Origin of the sequence: Nocardia sp. NPDC059228 (assembly GCF_042754245.1) — a bacterium.
Taxonomy (GTDB): Bacteria; Actinomycetota; Actinomycetes; order Mycobacteriales; family Mycobacteriaceae; genus Nocardia.
On sequence record NZ_JBHZAL010000012.1, the window covers coordinates 125,900 to 148,361 of the forward strand.

A 22,462-nucleotide genomic window follows, 5' to 3' on the forward strand; every position below is an offset into this window, starting at 1 on the left:
AGATTGGATTGGACGACAACACGATGAACGCGAACACCCTCCGGCTTTCCGAGCAGCACGCCGCGGCGGCATCCGACACCGAAGTCGTCGTCGGCGTCGGCGCCCTCACCCCCGAGGACGTGGTCCGGGTCGCCCGTGGCAATGCCACCGTGCGGCTGTCGGAGGACGCGCTCACCGTGATCACGGCGAGCCGCGCCCGGATCGAGGCGCTCGCGGCCGACCCGAAGCCGGTCTATGGCGTATCGACCGGTTTCGGCGCCCTGGCCACCCGGCACATTCCGCTGGAACTGCGAACTCAGTTGCAGCGCAGCCTGGTTCGCTCGCACGCGGCCGGTTCGGGACCCGAGGTCGAGCGTGAGGTGATCCGTGCCCTCATGCTGCTGCGGCTGTCCACGCTGGCGACCGGCCGGACCGGCGTGCGCGTGGAGGTCGCCCAGGCGTACGCCGCGCTGCTGTCGGCGGGGATCACGCCGGTCGTGCACGAGTACGGCAGCCTCGGCTGTTCCGGCGACCTGGCTCCCCTGTCGCACGTCGCCCTGGCGGTGATGGGTGAGGGCATGGTCCGCGACGCTGAGGGCACGCTCATGCCCGCCGCGCAGGCGCTGGCCGCGGCCGGCCTCGAGCCGGTGGTGTTCGCGGAGAAGGAGGGCCTGGCGCTGATCAACGGCACCGACGGCATGCTCGGCATGCTCGTGCTGGCCTGCCACGACCTGCACCGGCTCTTCCGCCTGGCCGACGTGACCGCGTCGATGAGCGTCGAGGGCCTGATGGGCACCGACAAGGTGTTCGCCGCCGACCTGCAGGCCCTGCGCCCGCAGCCGGGTCAGGCGCTCGCCGCCTCGAATATGGTTCGGCTGCTGCAGGGTTCGGGCATCGTGGCCAGCCACGCGACCCCCGACTGCACGGTGGTGCAGGACGCCTACTCGCTGCGCTGTGCCCCGCAGGTCGCCGGCGGCGCGCGCGACACCCTCGCGCACGCCGAACGGATCGCGTCCTACGAATTGTCCAGTGCCGTGGACAATCCGGTGGTCACCCTCGACGGCCGGGTGGAGTCCAACGGCAACTTCCACGGCGCGCCCGTGGCCTACGTGCTGGACTTCCTGGCCATCGTCGTCGCCGATGTGGCCAGCATCAGCGAGCGCCGCACCGACCGCTTCCTGGACCGGGCCCGCAACCACGGCCTGCCGCCGTTCCTGGCCGACGATCCCGGCGTCGACAGCGGCCACATGATCGCCCAGTACACCCAGGCCGCGATCGTCTCCGAGCTCAAGCGCCTGGCCGCGCCCGCGAGCGTGGACTCGATCCCCTCCTCGGCGATGCAGGAGGACCACGTGTCGATGGGCTGGTCCGCGGCTCGCAAGCTGCGCCGCGCCATCGACGGCCTGACCCGGGTGCTGGCCATCGAGGCCCTCACCGCGGCCCGCGCCCTGGATCTGCGGGCTCCGCTGGAACCGTCCCCCGCGACCGCCGCGGTCCGCGATCGGATTCGCGAGGTGGTCGAGGGACCGGGCGCCGACCGCTACCTGGCACCGGAGATCGAAGCGGTCGTGCAGCTGGCGGCCTCGGGCGAGTTGCTGGCCGGCGCCGAATCCGTGGTGGGCCCGCTGTCCTGAGTGCGGGGTTACCCGCCGAGCAGGCCCTTGGCGATGTGGGTGACCTGAATTTCGTTGCTGCCCGCGTAGATCATGAGCGACTTGGCGTCGCGGGCGAGCTGCTCCACCTTGTACTCGGCCATGTAGCCGTTGCCGCCGAAGAGCTGCACGGCCTCCATGGCGACCTCGGTGGCCGCGCGCGAGGAGTACAGCTTCATGGCCGAGGCCTCGGCGAGGGAGACCTTCTCGCCCGCGGCGGTGCGCTCGATGGCGTTGAACACCATGTTCTGCACATTGATTCGCGCGATCTCCATCTCGGCCAGCTTGAGCTGGATGAGCTGGAACTGGGCGATCTCCTTGCCCCACAGCTTGCGCGATTTCGCGTAATCGACGCTGAGCCGGTGGCATTCGTTGATGATGCCCAACGCCAGCGAGGCGATGCCGATGCGCTCGGCGGCGAAAGACTCCTTGGCACTGTCCTTTCCGTCGCCCTTGGCCGGATTCTCGGTTTCGCCGAGCAGCCGGTCGGGGGTGATGCGGACATTGTCGAAGAACAGTTCGCCGGTGGGCGAGGAGTTCATGCCCATCTTCTTGAAGGCGGCGCTCTGGGTGAAGCCGGGCATGCCTTTGTCGAGCACGAAGGTGAGCACCTTGCGGTCGCGGCGGTCGGTGCCGTCCTCCTCGTCCAGCTTGGCGTAGACGACGGTGACGTCCGCGTACGGGCCGTTGGTGATGAAGGTCTTCCGGCCGTTGAGGATGTAGTCCTCGCCGTCGCGGCGGACGTAGGACTTCATGCCGCCGAAAGCGTCCGAGCCCGAATCGGGTTCGGTGATGGCCCAGGCGCCGACCTTCTCGAAGGTGACCAGCTCGGGCAGCCAGCGCTTCTTCTGTGCCAGGGTGCCGCGGCTGCGAATGGTGCCGACGGTGAGGCCGAGGCTCACGCCCATCGAGGCCACCAGGCCCAGGCTGATGCCGGCCAGCTCACTGTTCAGGATCACGCCCATGCTGCCCGATCCGCTGAACCCGCCGCCGGACTTGCCCGGCTTGTTCTCGGCGCCACCCTCTTCCCGCGCGAAGGCCTTCTCCAGCCCTTCCCGGGCGAGCTCGTCCAGGCCGAAGGTCGCGTAGAGCTTGCGGATGGTGTCGAAGGGCGGCAGCGCACCACTTTCCAGCTGCTCGACGTTGGGCTTGATCTCCTTGTCGATGAATCCGCGCAGCGCGTCGCGGAACATCAGGTCTTCGTCGGACCACTGGTACATGAAGGGAACTCCCGAGGGCTCGCGGAACAGTTCCTCCGAATATAGAACACGTTCTAGATCCGCCCGACCGTCGCCCGCGAGCCCCCCGCCAGCTCACTCCGAAAATCGGAGCAGGGTGAGGGAGGGGCGCAGGGCGCGCACGACCGGGGCAGTCGCGACCCGGCGCAGCAGTGGGGAGGCCCATCGGCCCCGCCCGGGCGGCGGGATGAGGTCCTCGGACGCAACGACTCCCGGAATTCGAGTGGGCAGCCGGCGCGCCTGACGGAGGGACTGGCTGGACGGCATCGGTGGGGCGATGTAGCGGTCGCTGAGGCGCACCCTGCCCTTCATCGTCAGCGCACTGAATACGCGCGGGATGGAGTCGTAGAGGAGGATGCCGCCGGGAAAATGTCCGGCCAGGTCCGCGATCAACAGGTGGACCTCGGCGGGCGGGAGGTACATGAACAGGCCTTCGGCGGTGACCACCGCGGGGCCGGATGGCACTTCGTCGAGCCAGGACCGGTCGAGCACCGAGCGGGCCAGGCGGGTGATCGCCGGGGCCGGAGGTAGCAGTCGCTGCTGGGCGGCAACCATTTCCGGCAGGTCGAGGGAGAACCAGGCGGCCGCGGGTTCGCCCAGACGCCAGTACGTTGTTTGCAGGCCCTCGCCGAGTGCGACCACCGGCCCACCGGGGCGGGTGGCGAGGAAGCCGGCGATGATCTCGTCGATCACCATCGCGCGCAACGGGTGGACCTGGCTGGGTGGCCCGAATCGCTCGAAGTCCTCCCCGGCCAGTGCACGGTAGAGCCGGACCGCCTCGTCGTCGGCGTAGCCGGAATCCGGGCGCAGCGCCTCCTCGGCCCGGTTGCGCAGCGTCCACAACGCCGTCTCGGGCACACCCGTCAGTTCGGCTTGGGTCATTTGCCTTCCCTTCCCACAGTGCGTGTTTCGCAATGAAGGCCGACAGGGGGTGCCGTGATTCGCGACAACGCCCGAATCAGCTCGGCGGTGGCGCGTAAGTTGTTGCCGGAAACAGTCATACGCGCACTATCCCGGCCGAGGTGTGTCGGTGGATTGGACAAATGTTCCCGCAGGACGCAGGGCCGCCTCACCATCCGCCAGTTCCTCGTGCTCGGGGAGTGAGCGGCTAAAGGCCCTCGGGCTCAGCGTCCTCCGAGGCGGGCGGCGCGCCGTCGCCGCCTCGGATGGTCCAGAGGAGGCCGTCGAGTTCGTCGGGTTTGATGAGGACGTCTCGGGCCTTGGAGCCTTCCGACGGGCCTACGACGCCACGGGTTTCCATCAGGTCCATGAGGCGGCCGGCCTTGGCGAAGCCGACGCGGAGTTTGCGTTGCAGCATGGAGGTGGAACCGAATTGGGAGGTGACGACCAGTTCGATGGCCTGCAGGAGGAGGTCGAGGTCGTCGCCGATGTCGGGATCGACGTCCTTCTTCTCGCCGGCCTTGGCGGCGGTGACGCCCTCCTGGTAGTCGGGTTCGGCCTGGGTTTTGGCGAAGTCGACGACGGCCGCGATCTCCTCGTCGGAGATGAACGCGCCCTGCAGACGGGTCGGTTTGCTTGCCCCCATGGGCAGGAACAGGCCGTCACCCATGCCGATGAGCTTCTCCGCGCCCGGCTGGTCCAGGATGACGCGCGAGTCGGTCAGCGACGAGGTCGCGAAGGCCAGGCGGGACGGGACATTCGTCTTGATCAGACCGGTGACCACGTCCACCGAGGGCCGCTGGGTGGCCAGCACCAGGTGAATGCCTGCGGCACGGGCCTTCTGGGTGATGCGGACGATGGCGTCCTCGACATCACGCGGCGCGGTCATCATGAGGTCGGCCAGCTCGTCCACGATGGCCAGGATGTACGGGTAAGGGCGGTAGACCCTTTCGCTGCCCAGCGGCGCGGTGATCTGGCCGGACTTCACCTTCCGGTTGAAGTCGTCGATATGGCGGACCTTGTTGGCCTGCATGTCCTGATACCGCTGCTCCATCTCCTCCACCAGCCAGGCCAGCGCCGCCGCGGCCTTCTTGGGCTGGGTGATGATGGGGGTGATCAGATGCGGAATGCCCTCGTAGGGCGTCAGTTCCACCATCTTGGGGTCGATGAGGATCATGCGGACCTCATCGGGGGTGGCCCGGCACAGCAGCGAGACCAGCATGGAGTTGACGAAGCTGGACTTACCCGAACCGGTCGAGCCGGCCACCAGCAGATGCGGCATCTTGGCCAGGTTGGCCGCCACGAACTCGCCCTCGATGTTCTTGCCCAGACCGATCACCAGCGGATGATGGTCGTTGCGGGTGGTCGAGGCCTTCAGCACGTCGGCCAGGCGCACCAGTTCGCGGTCGGCGTTCGGCACCTCGATGCCGACGGCCGACTTGCCCGGAATCGGCGCCAGCAGACGGACATTCTCGGTCGCCACCGCGTAGGCGATATTGCGGGCCAGGGCCGTGATCTTCTCGACCTTCACGCCGGGTCCCAGCTCCACCTCGTAGCGGGTGACCGTCGGGCCGCGCACGAAACCGGTGACCGCGGCGTCGATCTTGAACTGCACCAGCACCTCGGTGATGGCCTCGATCATGGATTCGTTTGCCGCACTGCGCTTCTTCGGCGGATCGCCGTCGGTGAGCAGCGACAGCGACGGCAGCGTGTAATCGCCGTCCACCTCGCGGTCGGTGACGAACTCCAGCTGCTGCGGCTCCGGCGGCGGCGGGGTCTGGTCGACGACCTTCGCGACGGCCTTGCGCGGCTTGGGCTTCGGCTTCTCCTCCGGCGCGGCGATGTCCTTGGCGTCCTGCAGCGGCGGCTCACCGATGATCTCGGTGACCGCGTCGGAACCCGCGAACTCGTCGGTCGGATAGTTCTCCGACGGGGTGCGGCCGCGGCGCTTGCGCACCTCGGGACGGTGCATCGGGAAGCCGTCGGCGTCATAACTGTCGGAGTCGTAGAGGCCGCGTTCCTCGGAGTAGCTCTCGTATTCATCGCCGCCCGCGCCGGTGCCGAAGATCTCCCGCAGCCGGGCGGGCACATCCCGCACCTGGGTGCCGGTGATCAGCAGCAGCCCGAAACCGATGGCCAGCATGAGCAACGGCACCGCCAGGAAGGCGCTCAGCCCCTCACCCAGCGGACCACCCACCACATAGCCGACGAATCCGGCGGCATGCGCGCGACCGTGCGCATCGGACGGCGAACCCGCCGCCAGATGCCACAGACCCAGCACCGGCAGCCCGGCCAGCAGACCGCCCAGCACCAGCCGGGGCCGGATCTCCGGCTGCGGCTCGGTCCGCATCAGAATCACCGCGATGGCCACCGCCACGAACGGCAGTGCCGCCGAGGCGGATCCGGCCACCGCGCGCACCACGGCATCCACCCAGTGCCCGACCGGACCGCCCGCCGACATCCACACCGCCGCCGCGATCACGAAGGCGAAAGCCACCAGCCCCAGCGCGATCCCATCGCGCCGATGCCCGTGCTCGATCTCCCCGGCCCGGCTGACCGCCCGCGTCGTCGCGCCCAGCCCCCGCGCCATCATGGTCCAGCCGCTGGTGACGCCCCGCCGAACCACCGCCAACGGTGCGGTATTCGACCCGCGCCGCGGAGCGGGCCGCCGCGCCGGCGCCTTCTGTCCCGCTCCCCCGCGCCCCTTCGCGGGGGTGCGTGGGCTGCGCGCGCGGGCCTGTGCAGGAGCCTGCCCCCGCGTAGCCGCCGCTCGCGAACGTGACGTTCCGGTGCGGGCCTTACCTGCCATGCGTCCCAGGCTAGCCGCAACAGCACCACCCGGACCATCCGCAACACCCGGCCCACCCGAATCAGAAACTGTGGCGCTCACAACCAAAAACCCGCGCCGACGGCGGGATCACCCGACTGGAAGCGGCCCGAAACCACCGGTCACACTACGGCGCGCCCGGGCTGTACCGCGGCCCATTCGCGCGCCGGAAAACGGCCACGGCCTGCAGCGTGGCCGGATCAGCGAGTCGCGGGGAGGGCGGTCCAGGTGGTGAGAGCGGTGTCGAAGTCAGGGATCTGGCTGCTCGCGGTGCGGTAGCACTCGGCGGCGTCGAGGGTGCGGCCCAGGCGGCGCAGGGCCGTGTAGCGGACCAGCAGGTTGTGGGTGTGGGCGGCGCCGCCGGCCGAGATCCGGGTGGCCTCGGCGCGTTGGGCGTGGTCGGCGGCCTGGGCGTAGCGGCCGGCGGCCAGATCGGCGCGCGCGGCGCGGGCGTGGATCACCGATTCGAAGCGGGTGTTGCCGAAGCGGCGAGCGGTGACCAGGGCGGCATCGAAAAGGCGGGCGCCGCGGTCGGCGTCGCCCTCGCTGCTGAGGATCCAGGCGGCCTCGGTCAGGCCCCACACCACATTGCGGCGCACCCCGGACTCGTTGTCGCCGACCACCGCCCGCGCCGCGGCGGCCAGGGAGTCGCGGTTGCGGCCGGCCGCCGAATAGGCCCGGGCGAGCAGCGAATACGCGACGCGGACGCACTCGGAGCTGTCGGCGCGTCGGTAGTAGGTGAGGGCGGTCGCGAAATGCGTTGTGGCGCGGGCCGGGTCGCCGTCGTGCAGGGCGAGCACGCCCGCGAAGCCCTGAATCGCGCCGGAGGTCCAGGGATCGATATCCGGATCGTCGTCGGCGAGCAGTCCGCGCACGTGCACGGCCGCACCGTGCGGCTCTTCCAGTTCCGCGGCCAGCGCGAAGACCAGCGCCAGCCGGGCCCGGCGGGCGGCCACGATGTCACCGTCGGAGGTGATGGCCTGCACCAGCTCTTCGAGGACCTTGACCAGGTCGACGGTGGCGTCACAGGCCAGTCCCGTCTCCGCGACGGTCAGCGCCAGGTCCGCCGCCAGCACCCGATGCCGGGGCGTCCCCGCGACCGCCAGCCGGTAGACGGCGGCCAGATTGCGGCGCTCGATGGTGAGGAAGTCGCGGGTCGAGTCCAGATCGCCGAGGCGGGTGCCGGGGTGCCCGGTGGGCGCGAGACGCAGCCGCAGACCCGGATGCCGCACGCGCAGAACCGTTTTCATGGTGGCCAGGTAGTAGTCGAGCAGGCGGGCGGTGACATCGAGTTCGCGCTCGCGGTCGGGACGGCCGAGCGCGAACAGGCGCATCAGATCGTGATAGTGATAGCGGCCCCGGCCGACCGATTCCAGCATGCCGCGGTCCACCAGCTCCTCGCACAGATCCTCGGCCACCGATTCGACGGTGTCGAGGACGGCGGCGGTGGCGGCCAGCGAGAGCTCGGGCAGATCGGCGACGGCGAGCAGCCGGAAGGCGCGCGCCGTGTCCGGCGGCAGTTGCTCGTAGCCCGCGCGGAAGGCGGCCGTCAGCGCCAGGTCCCCGGCCCGGAAGCGGTCCAGGTCATGGCGTTCGGCCGCGAGCCGGTCCGCCTCCGAGACCACTGTCCACTGCGGCCGGGCCGCCACCCGCGCGGCCACGATGCGCACCGCCATGGGCAGCAGGCCGCACAGTTCCACGATGCGGCGCACCGCCTCGGGTTCGGCCGCCACTCGCGCCGCGCCGACGATGCGGGTGAACAGGGTGACGGCCTCCTCGGGTTCGAGCACCGTCAGAGCCGCGGACCGCACACCGGGGAGGGCAGTGAGCGGGCGGCGCGCCGTCACCAGCACCGCGCAGCCGGAGTCCCCCGGCAGCAGCGGCGCGACTTGCGCTGCGTCGCAGGCATTGTCGAGCACGACCAGCAGGCGGCGGCCGCTACTGGCGGACCGGAACAGCGCGGCCCGCTCGGCAACGCCGACCGGAATCTCCTTCTGCGCCACGCCCAGTGCGCGCAGGAACGCGCCGAGCACGTGCTCCGGTTCGGCCGGCGTCGCGCCCGCGCCGAACAGATCCACGTACAGCTGGCCGTCCGGGTACAGGTCCCGGATCCGGTGTGCCACATGCAGAGCCAGCGCCGTCTTGCCGACCCCGCCCATCCCGGAGACGGCCACGATCGGCCGGGTCGCGCCGAGCACGGCGCACAACTCCCGCACCAGATCATGACGGCCCGTGAAATCGGCTGTGTCGGGTGGCAATTGGGCCGGCCTGGGCGCGACGACGGCGATCGGCGCGGTCTCCGCTGCCACGGTGGGCAGCTCGTCGGCCAGGATCTGGCGATGCAGCTCCGCCAACGCCGGACCCGGCTCGATGCCCTGCTCGGCCACCAGCAGCCTGCGAATGCGCTGGTATTCCTCGAGCGCCTCGGTGCGTCGGCCCGCCCGGTAGAGGGCCGTCATCATGAGCCCGCGCAGCCGCTCGCTGTGCGGATCACCGGTGATGAGCGCGGCCAATTCGGCCATGGCGTGCGAGAAGTCGCCGCGCTGCACGGTGAGCTCGAGGAGATCCTCGGTGAGGACGCGGTGCAGCCGCCGCAGCCGCGCGCGTTCGGCCGCGGCCCACGGCCCGGGCACGCCGGTCAGCGGATCACCGCGCCACGCGCCCAGCGCGTCACGCAGCGCGACGTCGGCGGTCTCCAGGCAGCCGGCGGCGCGCGCCTCGGCCGCCTCGCCACGCAACCGGTCGATGCGGTCGACATCCAGAAGCAGCGGTCCGTCCAGGCGATAGCCGCGCGCTTCCGACGACAGCAACACGGACTGCTGCACGGCCAGATGCTTGCGCAGCGCCCACGCGTAATTCCGGAGCGCGCCCACCGCCGAGCTCGGCCGTTCAGCACCCCAGATGCCGTCCACCAGTTCCTCGACCGACACCGTGCGCCCGCGCGCGCACGCCAGCATGGCAAGCGCCGCCTGCTGTTTGGGCGGCATGGGCGGAATCGGCACGCCATCGGCCCTCAACTCGACCGGTCCGAGAACCGCCAGTTGCCAAGACATTGCCTACCACCTCATCACACACGGGCCGCTGCCGAGGACGCAAGCTACCGCTCGACGCGTGATCGTTTCATGACCGGTGGGCGCGCTGCCACTCCCGCCGGGCGGGCGGTCGCGACGGCGGACGGGTCAGACGCTGCGGTCGAGGGCGTGCACCAGTGCCACGTCGTCCGGGGCGCCGGTGGCCTCGAGCCGAACGGCATTGCGGCCGAAGGCATGCAGCAGCAGCTCCGAGGGCGGCCCGGCCAGCACCACCGTGCGGTCACCGGCCTGGCGGGCGACGGTGCGGCGGCCGTCGGGCGTGGAGAGCGCGACAGTAACCGGCGATTTGCGATATGCCATGCGCGCCAAGCCCGTCAGCACCTTCCAGAGCTGGTTCTCATCGGCGGCGGACAGCGTGCGCGGCACCCAGCCGGGCGCGGCACGGCGAACGTCCTCGTGGTGGACGAACATCTCGGTGGTGTTCATCAGCGAGTCGACCGGGCGCAGGAGCAACGGCGGGCCGCTGCGCACCTCGTCGAGCAGGTCGGCGAACGGGCGCTGGGTGACCTTGCGCTGCACGCTGTCCAGATAGGAGGCGAAGGGCTTCAGCAGGATGCCGGGGGCGGCGTCGGGACGGCGTTCCCGGACGACCAAGTGCGCGGCCAGGTCTCGGGCCGTCCAGTCGCCGCACAGGGTGGGCGCGTCCGGGCCGGCTTCGGCCATCGCTTGAACCAGGGCCTGGCGCTCCCGTTGAGCCAAAGTCATAAGGGGAACCTTAGTCGGGAAGGTCCGAATGCGCACGGCCGCGTCAAGGGAACCACCCGGTCCTTCATAAGGACGGGAGTCGATCGTGATCGCGGCTTCCGGTTGTGCCAGTGCGGCCGGCCGCGACGCCCCGCTCGAGGACACCGCACAAAACACAGATCCGGGTTGGCGTCAACCTTTCCGTATCGGTAGCTTGATCCCTCGGTCCATAGGGTCGTGGATCCGAAAGCACAAGAAGGGCAACACTTTGAAGAAGATTGTCAGCGGCGCAGCCGTGATGGTCGCGGCCGCCGGCTCCCTGCTGGCCGCGACCGCGGCTCCCGCCAATGCCTACCAGGACTACTACTACTACGGCGCCATCGCGCTGTCTCCGTCCACGGGTCATATCGGCTACTCCTACGACTATTCCGACAGCCCCTCGGCGCAGAATGCCGCCATGAGCTCGTGCCCCCAGGCCGACTGCCACATCGTGGCGCGCTTCGCGAACGGCTGCGGCGCGATCGCCTACTCGTCGCGCGACGGCTACTACACCTTCGGCGCGGCCTCCTCGCGCAGCGCGGCCAAGAGCCAGGCGCTGGGCCGGAACTCCGGCGACGCCACCATCATTCACTGGAACTGCACCACCGGCTACGAGCTCTGATCCGACGGCGTCATTCCACAACAACGGGGAGAATTTCGTTGAAGCACACCATCTTTCGCGCGACGGCTGCGCTGATGCTGGCCACCTCGGCCTTCGGCCTTGTCGCCTGCAGCAAGTCCGATGACAGCACCAAGGCCGCGTCCACCACCTCCGCGGCCGCCCCGGCCGGCAAGTTCGACGGCAGCACCGAGGGCGACGGCAAGATCACCGGCGCGGCCCCCGCCCCCACCACGGTCGCGGATCTGCCCAAGCCGAGCGTGCAGGAACTGAACGACAAGGTCACCAAGGCGTTCGACCCGTCCATCGACTCCAAGACCAAGACCGACTGGATCGAGGACGCCGCCCTCGACCCGCAGCTGGCCCAGAAGCTGGTCGACGCCGCCAAGGCCAACAAGGTCACCATCAAGATCACCAACGTCGGCGACCCGGCGAACGGCAAGCTCAAGGCCGACGCCGACGTCACCATCGACGGCAAGCCGGTCCAGAACGCCACGGTCTCCTTCGTCGCCGACGGCAGCGACTGGAAGATCGACCACAACTACGCCTGCAGCATCGTCAAGGCCGCGAAGCTCGATTCGGCCGCCTGCCAGGACAAGTAGAAACTCTTGTAGTTCCCCGCCCCAGGTGGAGGAACCCCCGGCGGGAGACCCGCCCAGTTTTGCCGCCCCCGACAGCAGCACCGTCGGGGGGCGGAGCTGCATTCGCAGCGGATTCGGCCGTGCGACAAGCGAAACCGCCCGAGCAGCGGAATGCTGCTCGGGCGGTTGAGTTTTCGGTTGCTCGCCGGGTCAGACGCCGATGACCGTGGGGACGATCATGGGGCGGCGGCGGTAGGTCTCGGCCACCCAGCGGCCCACCACGCGGCGGACGGACTGGGCGATGCGGTGGGTGTCGGTGACACCTTCGACCGCCAGGCGATGCAGTTCGTTCTCGACGAGTTCCTGAGCGCCGGAGAGCGCCTCCGGGTCGTCGGAGAAGCCGCGGCCACTGACCTCCGGTGTGCTGACGGCCTTTCCGGTGGCCGAGTCGACGGCGACATTGATGGAGATGAAGCCGCCCTCGCCCAGGACCAGGCGATCGGAGAGGGTGGACTCGCCGACGTCGCCGACCGAGAGGCCGTCCACGTAGACCTGGCCGACCGGGACGCGGCCGGAGATGGAGGCGATGCCGTCCACCAGGTCCACCACCACGCCGTTCTCGGCCAGGATGACCCGCTCCTCGGGCACGCCGGTGGCCACCGCGAGCGCGCCGTTGGCGCGCAGGTGCCGCCACTCGCCGTGCACGGGCATGGCGTTGGTCGGGCGGACCGCGTTGTAGAGGTAGAGCAGCTCGCCCGCCGAAGCATGGCCGGAGACATGGACTTTCGCGTTCTGCTGGGTGACGACCGTGGCGCCCAGGCGGGCCAGGCCGTTCACGACCGCGAAGACCGCGTTCTCATTGCCGGGGATCAGCGAGGAGGCCAGCACCACCAGATCGTCCGGGCGGATATTGATCTGGCGGTGGTCGCCGCGCGCCATGCGCGACAGCGCCGACAGCGGTTCACCCTGCGAGCCGGTGGAGATCAGCACCAGCTTGTGCACCGGCAGGTTGGCGGCCTGATCCAGGTCGACCACCAGGCCGTCCGGAATGTCCAGGTAGCCGAGGTCCTGCGCGATCTGCATATTGCGGACCATGGACCGGCCCACGAAGCACACGCGGCGGTCGTAGCGCTGCGCGACATCCACCACCTGCTGGATGCGGTGCACGTGAGAAGCGAAGGAGGCCACGATGACCCGGCCCTTGGCCTTGCCGATCACATTGTCGAGCACCGGGCCGATCTCACGCTCGGGCGTCACGAAGCCCGGCACCTCGGCATTGGTGGAGTCGACCAGGAACAGGTCCACGCCCTCGTCGCCGAGGCGGGAGAAACCGGCCAGGTCGGTGAGGCGGCCGTCGAGCGGCAGCTGATCCAGCTTGATGTCGCCGGTGTGCAGCGCGATGCCCGCGGGCGTGCGGATGGCCACCGCGATGGCGTCCGGGATCGAGTGGTTGACCGCGAAGTACTCGCAATCGAACGCGCCGTGCTGGGTGCGCTCGCCCTCGGTGACCTCGATCAGGTTGGGCTGCAACCGATGTTCGCGGCACTTGGCCGCCACCAGCGCGAGGGTGAACTTCGCGCCGATCACCGGAATATCGCGCCGCAGGCGCAGCAGGAACGGCACCGCGCCGATGTGATCCTCGTGACCGTGGGTGAGGATGACCGCGGCGATATCGTCCATGCGGTTCTCGATCGGACCGAAGTCGGGCAGGATCAGGTCGACGCCGGGCTGCTGATCCTCCGGGAACAGCACACCGCAGTCGACGATCAGCAGCTTGCCGTCGTACTCGAAAACGGTCATGTTGCGGCCGATTTCACCGATGCCGCCGAGCGCGAACACCCGCAGGCCGCCCTTGGGCGCCTTGGGCGGGGTGCCCATCGCGTGCGGGTCGCGCGGGGCCGGGGCCGGCTCGCGATCGCGGCCACCCTGCCGGGACCGGCTGCCGCCGCGCCGGGTGCGGTCGCCGCCGCGGCCGCCACGGCTGCCACGCTCCCGAACCGGTTCGGCCGCAGCCGATTCCGTGCGCGGGGCGGCGGCTTTCACCGATTCCTGCGGCGCGGCAGCGGTGCTCACCTGCGCGGCGGGTTCCGCCTGGGCCGGAGCCGGCGCGGGCTGCACGGGAGTCTCCGGAGCCGGGGCGGGCGCACCGGCGGCGCGGCTGGCGGTACGGCGGGGGCGACGAGCGGGGCCGGTCATGCAATCACCCCGGCCGCGCGCAGATCCATCGCGAGTTCGTCGAGTTGATCCTGGGTCGGCATGAGTTGCGGCAACCGTGGTTCCCCGGTCTCGACGCCGAGCAGGCGCAACGACCCCTTGGTCATGGCGACGCCGCCGAGGCGGGCCATCGCCCGGTTCAGCGGGGCCATGCTCACATTGATCTCCCGGGCCCGCGCCACGTCGCCGGCGCGGTAGGCGTCGATCAACGCGCGCAGGCGGTCCGGCACGAGATGGCCGATGACGCTGATGAATCCGGTCGCGCCGACCGACAGCCACGGCAGGTTGAGCACGTCGTCGCCGGAGTAGAAGGAGAGCCCGGTCTCCGCGATCAGCTCGGCGCCGGCGCCCAGGTCGCCCTTGGCGTCCTTGACCGCGACGATGCGCGGGTGCTCGGCGAGCCGGCGAATGGTGTCGGTGGCGATGGGAACCACCGAGCGCGGCGGAATGTCGTACAGGGTGACCGGCAGGTCGGTCGCGTCCGCGACGGCGGTGAAGTGGGCGAACAGGCCGTCCTGGCTGGGACGCGAGTAGTACGGAGTGACGACCAGCAGGCCGTGCGCGCCCGCGCGCTGCGCGTTGCGGGCCAGTTCGATGCTGTGCGCGGTGTCGTAGGTGCCGGCGCCCGCGATGACGGTGGCACGGTCGCCCACAGCGTCCACGACGGCGTGCAGCAGATCGAACTTCTCGGACTCGGTAGTGGTCGGCGATTCCCCGGTGGTGCCGGAGATGGCGAGCAGATCGACGCCACCGTCGATCAGGCGGGCGGCCAGCGCGACACCGGCATCGACGTCGAGCTTGCCTTCGGCGGTAAAGGGGGTCACCATCGCGACACCTACTGTGCCGGACGCGTGCAGCTCGGTTCGCGTCGATTCACCGTTCGTCATAGTCAGAAGGCTACAGCCTCGCCGGAACGGGATTTGCATCGTTATACCCGAACCGTGCCCGGCGCGATGGTGATTCGCGTCAAGCGACCACTTCTGGCGTCAGAAGTTTCCTTGAATGACGTCAATGACGACGTCACACTGGTGTCATGGATCTCAATAAATACACCGCCCAGCTGCGCGAGAACCTGATTGCCGCCGCGGCACTCGGCGATGAGAAAACCCAGACTACGGCCGCCGCCCTGGCCGCCGCCACCGAGAACTCCGCCCGGCTGGTCCTGCTGGCCGCGCTCTCGGAACTGGCCGCCGAGGTGAGCACGACCCTCCCCGACCGCACGGTGCACGTGTCGGTCGACGGGACCGACGCCCACGTCGACGTGCGCAAGACCGCGGGCGAGGAGGAGCACCCCACCTTCGACGAGGTCACCGGTGACATCAGCCGGGTGACGTTGCGGCTGGTCGAGCAGATCAAAGCCCGTGCCGAGGAGGCGGCCGCGCAGAGCGGGCAGTCGCTGAACTCATGGCTGTCGACCACCGTTCAGTCCGCGCTGCGTGACCAGATGAAGCGGGGTGGCCCCGGCCGCTGCGATGCCCCCTGACCGATCGATCGGTGATACCCCCCGAACCGATCAATCGGTGATGGTCGTGACCTTGCCGTCGGTGTCGATCTCGGTGCGGCGATCCTCGTCGGGGGCCGTCGCCAGCACGGTGGCCAGTACGTGACGGCCCAGCGGCAGCACCCGGACCGTGATGCGGCCGGCGTTGATGGCGTCGAGTTCCCTTGTGGCGGCATCGATCACGCGCTTGCGCACCCATTCGGGGACGCCCGCGAAACCGCCGTCGTCGAGGAGCACCACCTCCACGCCACGCGCCCGCGCACCCCGGGCCGCGCCGCTGAGCTCGTCGGTGACCAGCTGCGGTGCGCGCAGGCCGTCGCGGAGTTCGGCCTCCAGCAGCCGGCATTCCTCACGTTCGGCAGCGGTCAGCTCCGCGCCGTCCGCGATGCGTTCCAGGATCGGCCGGGCCACCCGGTCCAGGCGGGCGAGCTGACGCGTGCGCTCACTGTCCGCGGCGGCCATGGTGGCCTCGGCCGCGGCCCGCATCATGGCGTCCTCGCGCAGGATCCGCAGTGACCGCTGCATGGGGCGCATGACCGCCGTGAACACCGAGATGGCGGTGACGGTGCCGACCGGGACCAGCGAGCCGACCAGGGTGCCGGGTTGCAGATGCGAGCCCAGGCCGAGGGCCACCAGCACCGTCGCGACGGCGATGACGCCGAGCCACGCGGTGCGAATCCGCCCGCGCAGCACCAGGACCGCGAGGACATAGGACGAGGCGAAGGCCGACCACACCGACTCGTTCGGCAGATCGTGGGTGGGGGTCATGACCGTCAGGGCGGTGGCGACCGGCGGTGCGGCGGCCGCGTACAACGCCACCGGAATCGGCAGCGGGTCCACCGGAATCGCGGTGACCAGCGCGCCCGCGCTGAGCATGAGCACCAGACTCGCGAAGGCCGCCCACGGCGGTGACTGGCCGAAATTGCGCATCATGTACAGCGCGATGACGGCCTCGAGGATGAGCAGGAACAGCCAGGCGGTGCTGCCGCGCAACCCGAGCAGATCGCGCAGCCCGAACCGAGGTTCCAGATCGATGCCGGAGCTGTCAGCGTGAGCCATCGCCACCCCATACCAGTGTCACGGTGGTGCCTTCGCCCGGCTGGGATTCCACGAACGCCGAGCCGCCGGCCAGCTGGCGCATGCGGCCCAGGATGCTCATGGAGATGCCGAGGCGGTCGGCGGAGACGGCGGCCAGGTCGAAACCCGCGCCGTCATCGCTGAAGACGATGCGAATGCTGCCCGCGCTGACCGTGGCGGTGACGGTGCGGCGCACCTCCCGGCCCGGAACGGCGGCGTGGCGCAGGCTGTTTCGCACCGCCTCGGTGAGCGCGGCGGCAATGGTGCTGGCCGAGTGCACGGGCATGCGCAGGTCGTCGTAGCCGGGCCAGGTGCGGGTGGCGAAGCGGATGCTCGGATTGATCTCCTGCACCGCGGCCCGCAGGAACAGCACCGCCGAGCGGGCGTCGAGCAGGTCGGGATCGCGCTGGGCGCCGCGGCATTCGTCGAGCTGCTCCAGGGTGCGTTCGGCCTGGCGTTGCAGCACATCGGATTTGGTGCCGGCCCGGGACGCCTCGAGCAGGGTGGAGAGCACGGCGTCGTGGATGAGGGCGGCGAAGCGGGCGCGCTCACGGTCGCGGGATTGGGCGGCGGCCTGGGCGGCGGCGCGGCGGCTGGTGATGGCGGATTCGCGGTCGACCCGGGCCGCGGCGCCGGTGGCGGCGGTGCCGCACCAGACGAACAGGGCCGCCAAACCCGCTGAGCGCAGGAAGTTCTCGGTCACATGCTGCGGGGTGACCGAGCTGAGCGTGTACACGGTGGCCAGCGCCGCCGAGGTCGCGGCGGCGAGCAGATAGATCACGGTCACCCGGCTGGACCAGGCCAGCACCGCCGCGGTGACCGCCAGCGCGGTCACCCGGTACGGCCACACCGTGGTGGCGTCCACAGTGTGAATCTCCAGCCCGAACGGGATGGAGGCCAGGGCGCCCAGGAAACTCAGTGCCGCACAGCCGCAGACGAAGCGGATGGCCCGCGGACCCGACACCGCCGACACCACGGCGATGATCGGATACCAGCCGAAGGCCAGCACCACCGCGGTCACCGTCCACCAGCCCGGTGCGTAGCGGCCCTGTTCGGCCACCTCCGGCAGTTCGACGCCGCCGACGATGATGCCGGCGATGCCGATGGAGATGCCCAGCCGCCGCATGATGCGGTCGTAGGCCGCGGTGGCCGGGTCCTCCCGCATGCTGAGGCGGGCGCGCAGGCGCTGGGTGAATGCCGCGAGGGACGGCATCGGCCGGGGTGCGGCCCGGGATTCGAGGGTGCCCGAGGCCGTCATGTCCGCGGATTCCGCTCGGGAACGGGCAGCCACCCGTCCTCGACGGCCCGCTTGTACAGATCGGTCTTGGTGGGGGCCGGGCGGCCGGCGTCGGCGTACTTCTGCCGGATGCGGCCCAGATAGTCGTTGACGGTCTGCTCGGACAGGCCGGTCATGCGGGCGACCCGCGAGGCCTTCTCCCCCGACGCGTACAGCTGCAGCACCTGCTGCTGACGCGGGCTCAGCCCGACATCGGACAGCTGCGGGTCGCCGTCGATGGCGGCGGCCCAGTCGGTGGTCACCACCTGTTCGCCGTGCGCGGCCCGGCGTACCGCCGCGACCACCGTCGGCATGTCCTCGGACTTGCGCACCACACCCAGCACGCCCGCCCGGGCGGCCGATCGCACCAGGAACGGATTGTCCGCCCCGGTGAACACCAGCACCTCGATCCCCCGCGCGCGCAGCGCCCGCACATTGTCATCGGGCGAGGACCCGTCCGCGAGCCGCAGATCCAGCACCACCAGATCCAATCGCGGCCCCGCCGACAGCAATTCCGCCACGGTCCCCGCCGTGATCACCAACTCCAGATCGGCTTCCGGGGCCAGCATGGCCGACAACCCGATTGCCACCGACTCATGGTCCTCGACCAGCCCGATGCGGCGTATCCCCGACTCTTGCGCCTCCACGGCGGCCGTCACCTCTTCCCACACTCCCAAGTGACGTTCCCCGAGAACGCCCCCTCGAGTATGACGGGCGAGCCGCCGAATATGTCAGCCACCAGAAATCGGGGGCTCAACCCATCAACTGTGCGGCGATGGTGGCCCCCAATTCCCAGCAGCGCTCGATCTCCGCCTTCTCCGGCTTCCCCAACACGATCACCGGCGCGGCCGCTTTCTCCCAGCCGAGTCCGGTCGTCGCGCTCTCGACACTCCGCTCGGCCCCCTCGGTCCCTTGATTCCCGTGGATATACAGCCCATAGGGCCGGCCCCGGGTCGAATCCAGGCACGGGTAATAGAAGGTGTCGAATGCGTGCTTGAGCGCTCCACTCATGTAGCCGAGATTCGCGGGCGTCCCCAGCAGGTACCCGTCCGCCGCGAGCACATCACTCGCCGTCACGCCCAGGGCGGCCCGCCGTACGACGTCGACCCCTTCGATCTCGGGATCCGTGGCGCCCGCCACCACCGCCTCGAACATCTCCTGCATGAACGGCGACGGCGTGTGATGAATGATCAACAGAGTCGGCACATCCCGAGCCTAACCCTCCTTTGCCGCCCAGCCCGGCCCCTCGGCCGTCTGGCGGCGGCCCCGATCCGCGCACCGGTCGAGGCCGCGAGAGTTTGTAGTTCACACAGTGGTGAACGCGCTGCAACATCGGTCTGAACGCCTGAGCCGTTGTGGCCGAGCCGGTATCGGACTCCATGTTCCCGCGCCTCGGCAATTGGCCGCGGCAGCGGCCGTGACCGGGGGCGATGACGGACGCAACCCTCCACCTCAGAGTTCGCTGCGACTTCATCGAGGATTGCGGTAGGATTCCCGCATCACCGAAACACGTTCCAGCGAAACATATCTCGCGGATGGACGTGTCCGGGAAGTGAACGCTGATCATTGACTCGAAACTGGAGTGCTGCTGGCGAACTGAAGACGGCATCGATGTATCCGATTGCCCGGCAAGTGGATACGCGCCACCAGCATTCCAGCAGCAATACCGACCGTTCTCGATCCTGTGTGATCGTTGCACCGAGGGTCGTGGAACTGGTCGCATTTCATCCGTCCATGGGAGCTACACCTTGGTAACTGACATGTTCGAGGCCGCATGAGGCTGTATTCGCCCGAGTTCACCGCCGACCCCCGCACCGTGTACGACCGGATGCGGCGCGAGCACGGCCACCTCGTCCCGGTCGAAGTGGCAACCGGAGTTTCGGCGACGCTGGTGATCGGATACCGTGCGGCACTGCGTATTTTGAGTGACCCCGATCGCTTTCCCTCCGATCCGAGAGCCTGGGAGTCGAGCCTCCCCGAGAACTGTCCCGTCCTGCCGATCATGGAGTGGGGGACGATCGGTTCCGGCGCGGAGGAGGAGCACCGCACACGCTATCGGCCCGCCTACCTCGAGACACTGCGCGCCGTCGATCTCTTCACCTTGCGGCGCGAGGTCGAGGCCGCCGCGGTGCCGTTGATCAACGAATTCTGCAGTGCGGGAAAGGCCGACCTGCTCGACCAGTTCGCGGTGCCGCTGACCGTCCGGGTGGTCAACAATCTGCTCGGCCTGTCCCCGGAGGTCGGCGAGCGGGTGTTCGACGCGATGGCCGTCCTGCGCGACGCCCCCGACGAGGAAACCTCGGACCGCTACAACCAGCGCCTGACCGGAGACCTGCTGGAGGCGGTGTCGGCCAAGCGGCGCGAACCCGGTACGGACGTGATCTCGCGGCTCATCTCGCACCCGGCCGGGCTCGACGACGCCGAGATCGTGGCACAGCTCGCGGTCCTGTATGCCCGCGGCAGCGAACCCACCTGGAATCTGATCGTCAACACGGTGCTGTTGATGTTGACGGACAAGCAGTTCCACGATGATCTGCTCGCCGGTGCCCTGACCGTACGGGACGCGATCGACGAGGTGCTGTTCGTCAATCCGCCGCTGGCCAACTCCTGCGCCCGCTATCCCCGGCAACCGCAGCTGGTCGAGAATGTGTGGCTGCCGGCCGACCACCCGGTCATCATCAGCTCGACCGGATGCAATTCCGATCCGGCGGTGGCGGGCGACCGCATCGGCAACCGCTCGCATCTGGCGTGGGGCGCTGGATCACGGTCGTGCCCAGCCCAATCCGCGACCCTGGTCATCGTGCAGGAGGCACTGGACCAACTGCTGGACGCGCTACCCGAGATCGAATTGGCCATGCCCGCAGACCAACTCGAATGGCGGCCGAGCGCATTCCACCGCGCACCCGCCGCTGTCCCGGTGACGTTCCCGCCCGCCCTGCCGCTGGCCGTCCCGACCCCGTGAGCACCCCTACCGCCACAGGCGGCTGCGACGGTAAAGGGGTTGGAACGCCATGCGATTCAGGATGCCGACCGGGGGAGAGGACCTCGGCCAGTTCCCGCACACGCGCAATCGGCGTGAAGTCGATGAGTTCGGAATTCGACGGGGAGTCGACGGACATCGGTGGATCCCTTCAGTTCTGGAATGCGGAGGTGTTCTCGTCGGCCCACTGGGCGAAGGTGAGCGCGGGCCGACCCAGCAATTCCGCGACGGTGCCGGTGGTGGGGCCGGGGGTGCGGGCATAGTCGGCGAGCGAGCCCAGCAGCCGCGCCGGCACCTCCTCCGGCAGGCCCTGGGCCAGCAGCGCCGCCCGCACCTGGTCCGGCGCGACTTCGGCGAACGACAGGTCGGTGCCGAGGGCCTTGCCCAGGATGCGCACCTTGTCGCGTTGGTCGAGTGACTCCGGGCCCGTGAGGACGTAAGCGCGTCCGCCATGGCCGGATTCGGTGAGCGCGCGAACCGCCACGGCGGCGATATCGCGCTGGTGGATCGGCGAGGTGGCCGCGGCGGCGTACGCACCGCGGACGGTTGCGGTGGCACGAATCTGCGGGGCCCAGGCCAGCGCATTGGCGTCGAAGTCCGCGCAGCGCAAGGCCGTCCACTCCAGGCCGGAGTCCCGCGCGGCCTGTTCCGCGGCCCGGAATCCGTCGGCGAAGCGCGGTTCTCCCGCCGGGTACTGCACCGTCAGCGCGGAGATGACCACCGCGCGGCGCACGCCCGCGTCGGCGGCCGCGGCCAGCAGGTCACCGGCCGCCGCTCCGGCCGCACGCGGGCTGATCAGCACCGCTTCCGCGCCGTCCCACACCGGCCCCAGCGAGCGCGGGTCCGAGGGATCCCCGCCGACCACGCGCACATCCGCGGGCAACGCCGCCCGCTGCGGGTCCCGGCTGACAGCGGTCACCTGCTGCCCGGAATCCAGCAGGAGCTGGATGGTTTCGCGGCCGACGACTCCCGTCGCACCGGTGATGACGATCATCGTGAACTCCAACCTTTTGTACGAAATTCATATAATTCATAGAGTAGATGCTACGAATTCCGTACTACAAGGTGATCTGGATCACCCACTTGTCGGCACAATCGCAGGTCGAGGCCCATCCAGCGCCAACTACGGGTGACGTAAAGTACGAAGCTCATACGAACCGATGGGAGGCGTGGTGAGTGCGGCAGATCGCGAAGAAGCCCGCCTGCGGCGGCGCGCCGCAGGCGATATCAAGGGCGCGATGCGCGGGCTGCGCAGCAATCTGGCCATGCTCAACCGTCAGGTCGGGGTGCGCCTGGAACTGCGTGACGTCGACGTCGACTGCCTCGACGTGATCAACAGCCAGGGCCCCATCAGCCCCACCGCCCTGGCCCGGGTCGCAGGATTGCACCCCGCCACCCTCACCGGCATCCTCGACCGGCTGGAGCGCGGCGGCTGGATCGTCCGCGAACGCGCCGCCACCGACCGGCGCTCGGTCGTGGTCCGCACCCTCCCCGACCGCCTCGGCGAGCTCTACCACCTACTGTCGGGCATGAACAGCTCACTGGACGACATCTGCGCCGACTACACGACCGAACAACTCCAGCTCATCGCGGAATTCCTCCGCCGCAGCGCCATCGCAGGCCACGACTCCGGCCGCGAACTCCAATAGCCACCACCCCTATCGGAATCCCAACGGCGGCAACGACACCCGGCATCGCCGGCAGTGGCCGCCGGCCCGAGTCCGGTCGGCAGCGATGTTGCACCCGTCGGCCGACAGGTCCCAAGCACATCGCGGACGGCGTTCCCGGCGCCTCGAGTCGAGT

18 protein-coding genes are annotated in these 22,462 nt (G+C 69.6%); 6 read left to right on the plus strand and 12 right to left on the minus strand.

Going from position 1 to position 22,462, the window contains the following annotated elements; genetic code table 11:
- Positions 1-23 precede the first annotated feature (23 nt).
- Positions 24-1,613 (plus strand): histidine ammonia-lyase, encoded by a 1,590-nt coding sequence (gene hutH / locus ACFXKA_RS20150; protein ID WP_354839381.1) that lies wholly within the window; start codon positions 24-26, stop codon positions 1,611-1,613.
- Positions 1,614-1,621: 8 nt separating this feature from the next.
- On the opposite strand, the gene ACFXKA_RS20155 is transcribed toward hutH, so the two are convergent.
- The 5 genes from ACFXKA_RS20155 to ACFXKA_RS20175 all read right to left on the minus strand — a co-directional run bounded on the left by ACFXKA_RS20155 (position 1,622) and on the right by ACFXKA_RS20175 (position 10,393).
- Positions 1,622-2,851, minus strand: coding sequence for an acyl-CoA dehydrogenase family protein (locus ACFXKA_RS20155; protein ID WP_379383748.1), 1,230 nt, complete (start codon positions 2,849-2,851; stop codon positions 1,622-1,624).
- Between the two features lie 93 nt (positions 2,852-2,944).
- Entirely contained in the window at positions 2,945-3,751 is an 807-nt protein-coding gene (locus ACFXKA_RS20160) for a class I SAM-dependent methyltransferase (RefSeq protein WP_379428375.1), read from the minus strand.
- Positions 3,752-3,977: 226 nt separating this feature from the next.
- Entirely contained in the window at positions 3,978-6,578 is a 2,601-nt protein-coding gene (locus ACFXKA_RS20165) for a DNA translocase FtsK (protein WP_379428376.1), read from the minus strand.
- 218 nt (positions 6,579-6,796) lie between these two features.
- The gene (locus ACFXKA_RS20170) at positions 6,797-9,649 is read right to left on the minus strand and encodes a BTAD domain-containing putative transcriptional regulator (RefSeq protein ID WP_379428377.1); all 2,853 of its coding nucleotides are present in this window, start codon (positions 9,647-9,649) and stop codon (positions 6,797-6,799) included.
- A 126-nt stretch (positions 9,650-9,775) separates the two neighbouring features.
- Complete coding sequence (locus ACFXKA_RS20175; protein ID WP_354839366.1) at positions 9,776-10,393, minus strand: TIGR03085 family metal-binding protein; 618 nt, start codon at positions 10,391-10,393, stop codon at positions 9,776-9,778.
- Between the two features lie 247 nt (positions 10,394-10,640).
- Here ACFXKA_RS20175 and ACFXKA_RS20180 point away from each other — a divergent pair, with 247 nt between their 5' ends.
- Together ACFXKA_RS20180 and ACFXKA_RS20185 are read left to right on the plus strand one after the other, a co-directional pair.
- Positions 10,641-11,033: a DUF4189 domain-containing protein gene (locus ACFXKA_RS20180; protein ID WP_379428378.1), complete on the plus strand. Its 393-nt coding sequence runs from the start codon at positions 10,641-10,643 to the stop codon at positions 11,031-11,033.
- A gap of 38 nt (positions 11,034-11,071) precedes the next feature.
- Positions 11,072-11,632: a hypothetical protein gene (locus ACFXKA_RS20185; RefSeq protein ID WP_354839361.1), complete on the plus strand. Its 561-nt coding sequence runs from the start codon at positions 11,072-11,074 to the stop codon at positions 11,630-11,632.
- Positions 11,633-11,821: 189 nt separating this feature from the next.
- Here the strand turns inward: ACFXKA_RS20185 and ACFXKA_RS20190 are convergent, their stop codons facing one another.
- Entirely contained in the window at positions 11,822-13,807 is a 1,986-nt protein-coding gene (locus ACFXKA_RS20190; protein WP_379428379.1) for a ribonuclease J, read from the minus strand.
- Positions 13,804-14,712 carry a 4-hydroxy-tetrahydrodipicolinate synthase gene (gene dapA, locus ACFXKA_RS20195; protein WP_354839356.1) on the minus strand — a complete coding sequence of 303 codons (909 nt, stop codon included), beginning with the start codon at positions 14,710-14,712 and terminating at the stop codon, positions 13,804-13,806. Before dapA ends, ACFXKA_RS20190 begins: the two co-directional genes overlap by 4 nt.
- Before the next feature lie 146 nt (positions 14,713-14,858).
- Here dapA and ACFXKA_RS20200 point away from each other — a divergent pair, with 146 nt between their 5' ends.
- On the plus strand, positions 14,859-15,308 hold the full coding sequence (locus tag ACFXKA_RS20200) for a hypothetical protein (protein ID WP_354839353.1): 450 nt from the start codon (positions 14,859-14,861) through the stop codon (positions 15,306-15,308).
- A gap of 30 nt (positions 15,309-15,338) precedes the next feature.
- On the opposite strand, the gene ACFXKA_RS20205 is transcribed toward ACFXKA_RS20200, so the two are convergent.
- The 4 genes from ACFXKA_RS20205 to ACFXKA_RS20220 form a co-directional block, all read right to left on the minus strand.
- Positions 15,339-16,385, minus strand: coding sequence for a hypothetical protein (locus ACFXKA_RS20205; RefSeq protein ID WP_354839350.1), 1,047 nt, complete (start codon positions 16,383-16,385; stop codon positions 15,339-15,341).
- The gene (locus ACFXKA_RS20210) at positions 16,372-17,694 is read right to left on the minus strand and encodes an ATP-binding protein (RefSeq protein WP_354839348.1); all 1,323 of its coding nucleotides are present in this window, start codon (positions 17,692-17,694) and stop codon (positions 16,372-16,374) included. The genes ACFXKA_RS20205 and ACFXKA_RS20210 overlap by 14 nt, the downstream gene beginning before the upstream one ends.
- Complete coding sequence (locus tag ACFXKA_RS20215; protein WP_354839345.1) at positions 17,658-18,356, minus strand: response regulator transcription factor; 699 nt, start codon at positions 18,354-18,356, stop codon at positions 17,658-17,660. Before ACFXKA_RS20215 ends, ACFXKA_RS20210 begins: the two co-directional genes overlap by 37 nt.
- A 76-nt stretch (positions 18,357-18,432) precedes the next feature.
- Positions 18,433-18,885 (minus strand): flavodoxin family protein, encoded by a 453-nt coding sequence (locus ACFXKA_RS20220; RefSeq protein WP_354839343.1) that lies wholly within the window; start codon positions 18,883-18,885, stop codon positions 18,433-18,435.
- Positions 18,886-19,453: 568 nt separating this feature from the next.
- On the opposite strand from ACFXKA_RS20220, the gene ACFXKA_RS20225 reads away from it, so the two are divergent.
- Complete coding sequence (locus tag ACFXKA_RS20225; protein WP_379428380.1) at positions 19,454-20,641, plus strand: cytochrome P450; 1,188 nt, start codon at positions 19,454-19,456, stop codon at positions 20,639-20,641.
- A gap of 169 nt (positions 20,642-20,810) precedes the next feature.
- On the opposite strand, the gene ACFXKA_RS20230 is transcribed toward ACFXKA_RS20225, so the two are convergent.
- Entirely contained in the window at positions 20,811-21,653 is an 843-nt protein-coding gene (locus ACFXKA_RS20230) for an NAD(P)H-binding protein (RefSeq protein WP_379428381.1), read from the minus strand.
- 178 nt (positions 21,654-21,831) lie between these two features.
- On the opposite strand from ACFXKA_RS20230, the gene ACFXKA_RS20235 reads away from it, so the two are divergent.
- Positions 21,832-22,308, plus strand: coding sequence for a MarR family transcriptional regulator (locus ACFXKA_RS20235; RefSeq protein ID WP_379428382.1), 477 nt, complete (start codon positions 21,832-21,834; stop codon positions 22,306-22,308).
- Positions 22,309-22,462: the final 154 nt, after the last annotated feature.

What these genes read in the sequence shown, in the direction of transcription:
- hutH (WP_354839381.1), top strand. Translation starts at nt 24, where the DNA reads ATGAACGCGAACACCCTCCGGCTTTCCGAGCAGCACGCCGCGGCGGCA.
- ACFXKA_RS20155 (WP_379383748.1), bottom strand. Translation starts at nt 2,851, where the DNA reads ATGTACCAGTGGTCCGACGAAGACCTGATGTTCCGCGACGCGCTGCGC.
- ACFXKA_RS20160 (WP_379428375.1), bottom strand. Translation starts at nt 3,751, where the DNA reads ATGACCCAAGCCGAACTGACGGGTGTGCCCGAGACGGCGTTGTGGACG.
- ACFXKA_RS20165 (WP_379428376.1), bottom strand. Translation starts at nt 6,578, where the DNA reads ATGGCAGGTAAGGCCCGCACCGGAACGTCACGTTCGCGAGCGGCGGCT.
- ACFXKA_RS20170 (WP_379428377.1), bottom strand. Translation starts at nt 9,649, where the DNA reads ATGTCTTGGCAACTGGCGGTTCTCGGACCGGTCGAGTTGAGGGCCGAT.
- ACFXKA_RS20175 (WP_354839366.1), bottom strand. Translation starts at nt 10,393, where the DNA reads ATGACTTTGGCTCAACGGGAGCGCCAGGCCCTGGTTCAAGCGATGGCC.
- ACFXKA_RS20190 (WP_379428379.1), bottom strand. Translation starts at nt 13,807, where the DNA reads ATGACCGGCCCCGCTCGTCGCCCCCGCCGTACCGCCAGCCGCGCCGCC.
- dapA (WP_354839356.1), bottom strand. Translation starts at nt 14,712, where the DNA reads ATGACGAACGGTGAATCGACGCGAACCGAGCTGCACGCGTCCGGCACA.
- ACFXKA_RS20200 (WP_354839353.1), top strand. Translation starts at nt 14,859, where the DNA reads ATGGATCTCAATAAATACACCGCCCAGCTGCGCGAGAACCTGATTGCC.
- ACFXKA_RS20205 (WP_354839350.1), bottom strand. Translation starts at nt 16,385, where the DNA reads ATGGCTCACGCTGACAGCTCCGGCATCGATCTGGAACCTCGGTTCGGG.
- ACFXKA_RS20225 (WP_379428380.1), top strand. Translation starts at nt 19,454, where the DNA reads ATGAGGCTGTATTCGCCCGAGTTCACCGCCGACCCCCGCACCGTGTAC.
- ACFXKA_RS20230 (WP_379428381.1), bottom strand. Translation starts at nt 21,653, where the DNA reads ATGATCGTCATCACCGGTGCGACGGGAGTCGTCGGCCGCGAAACCATC.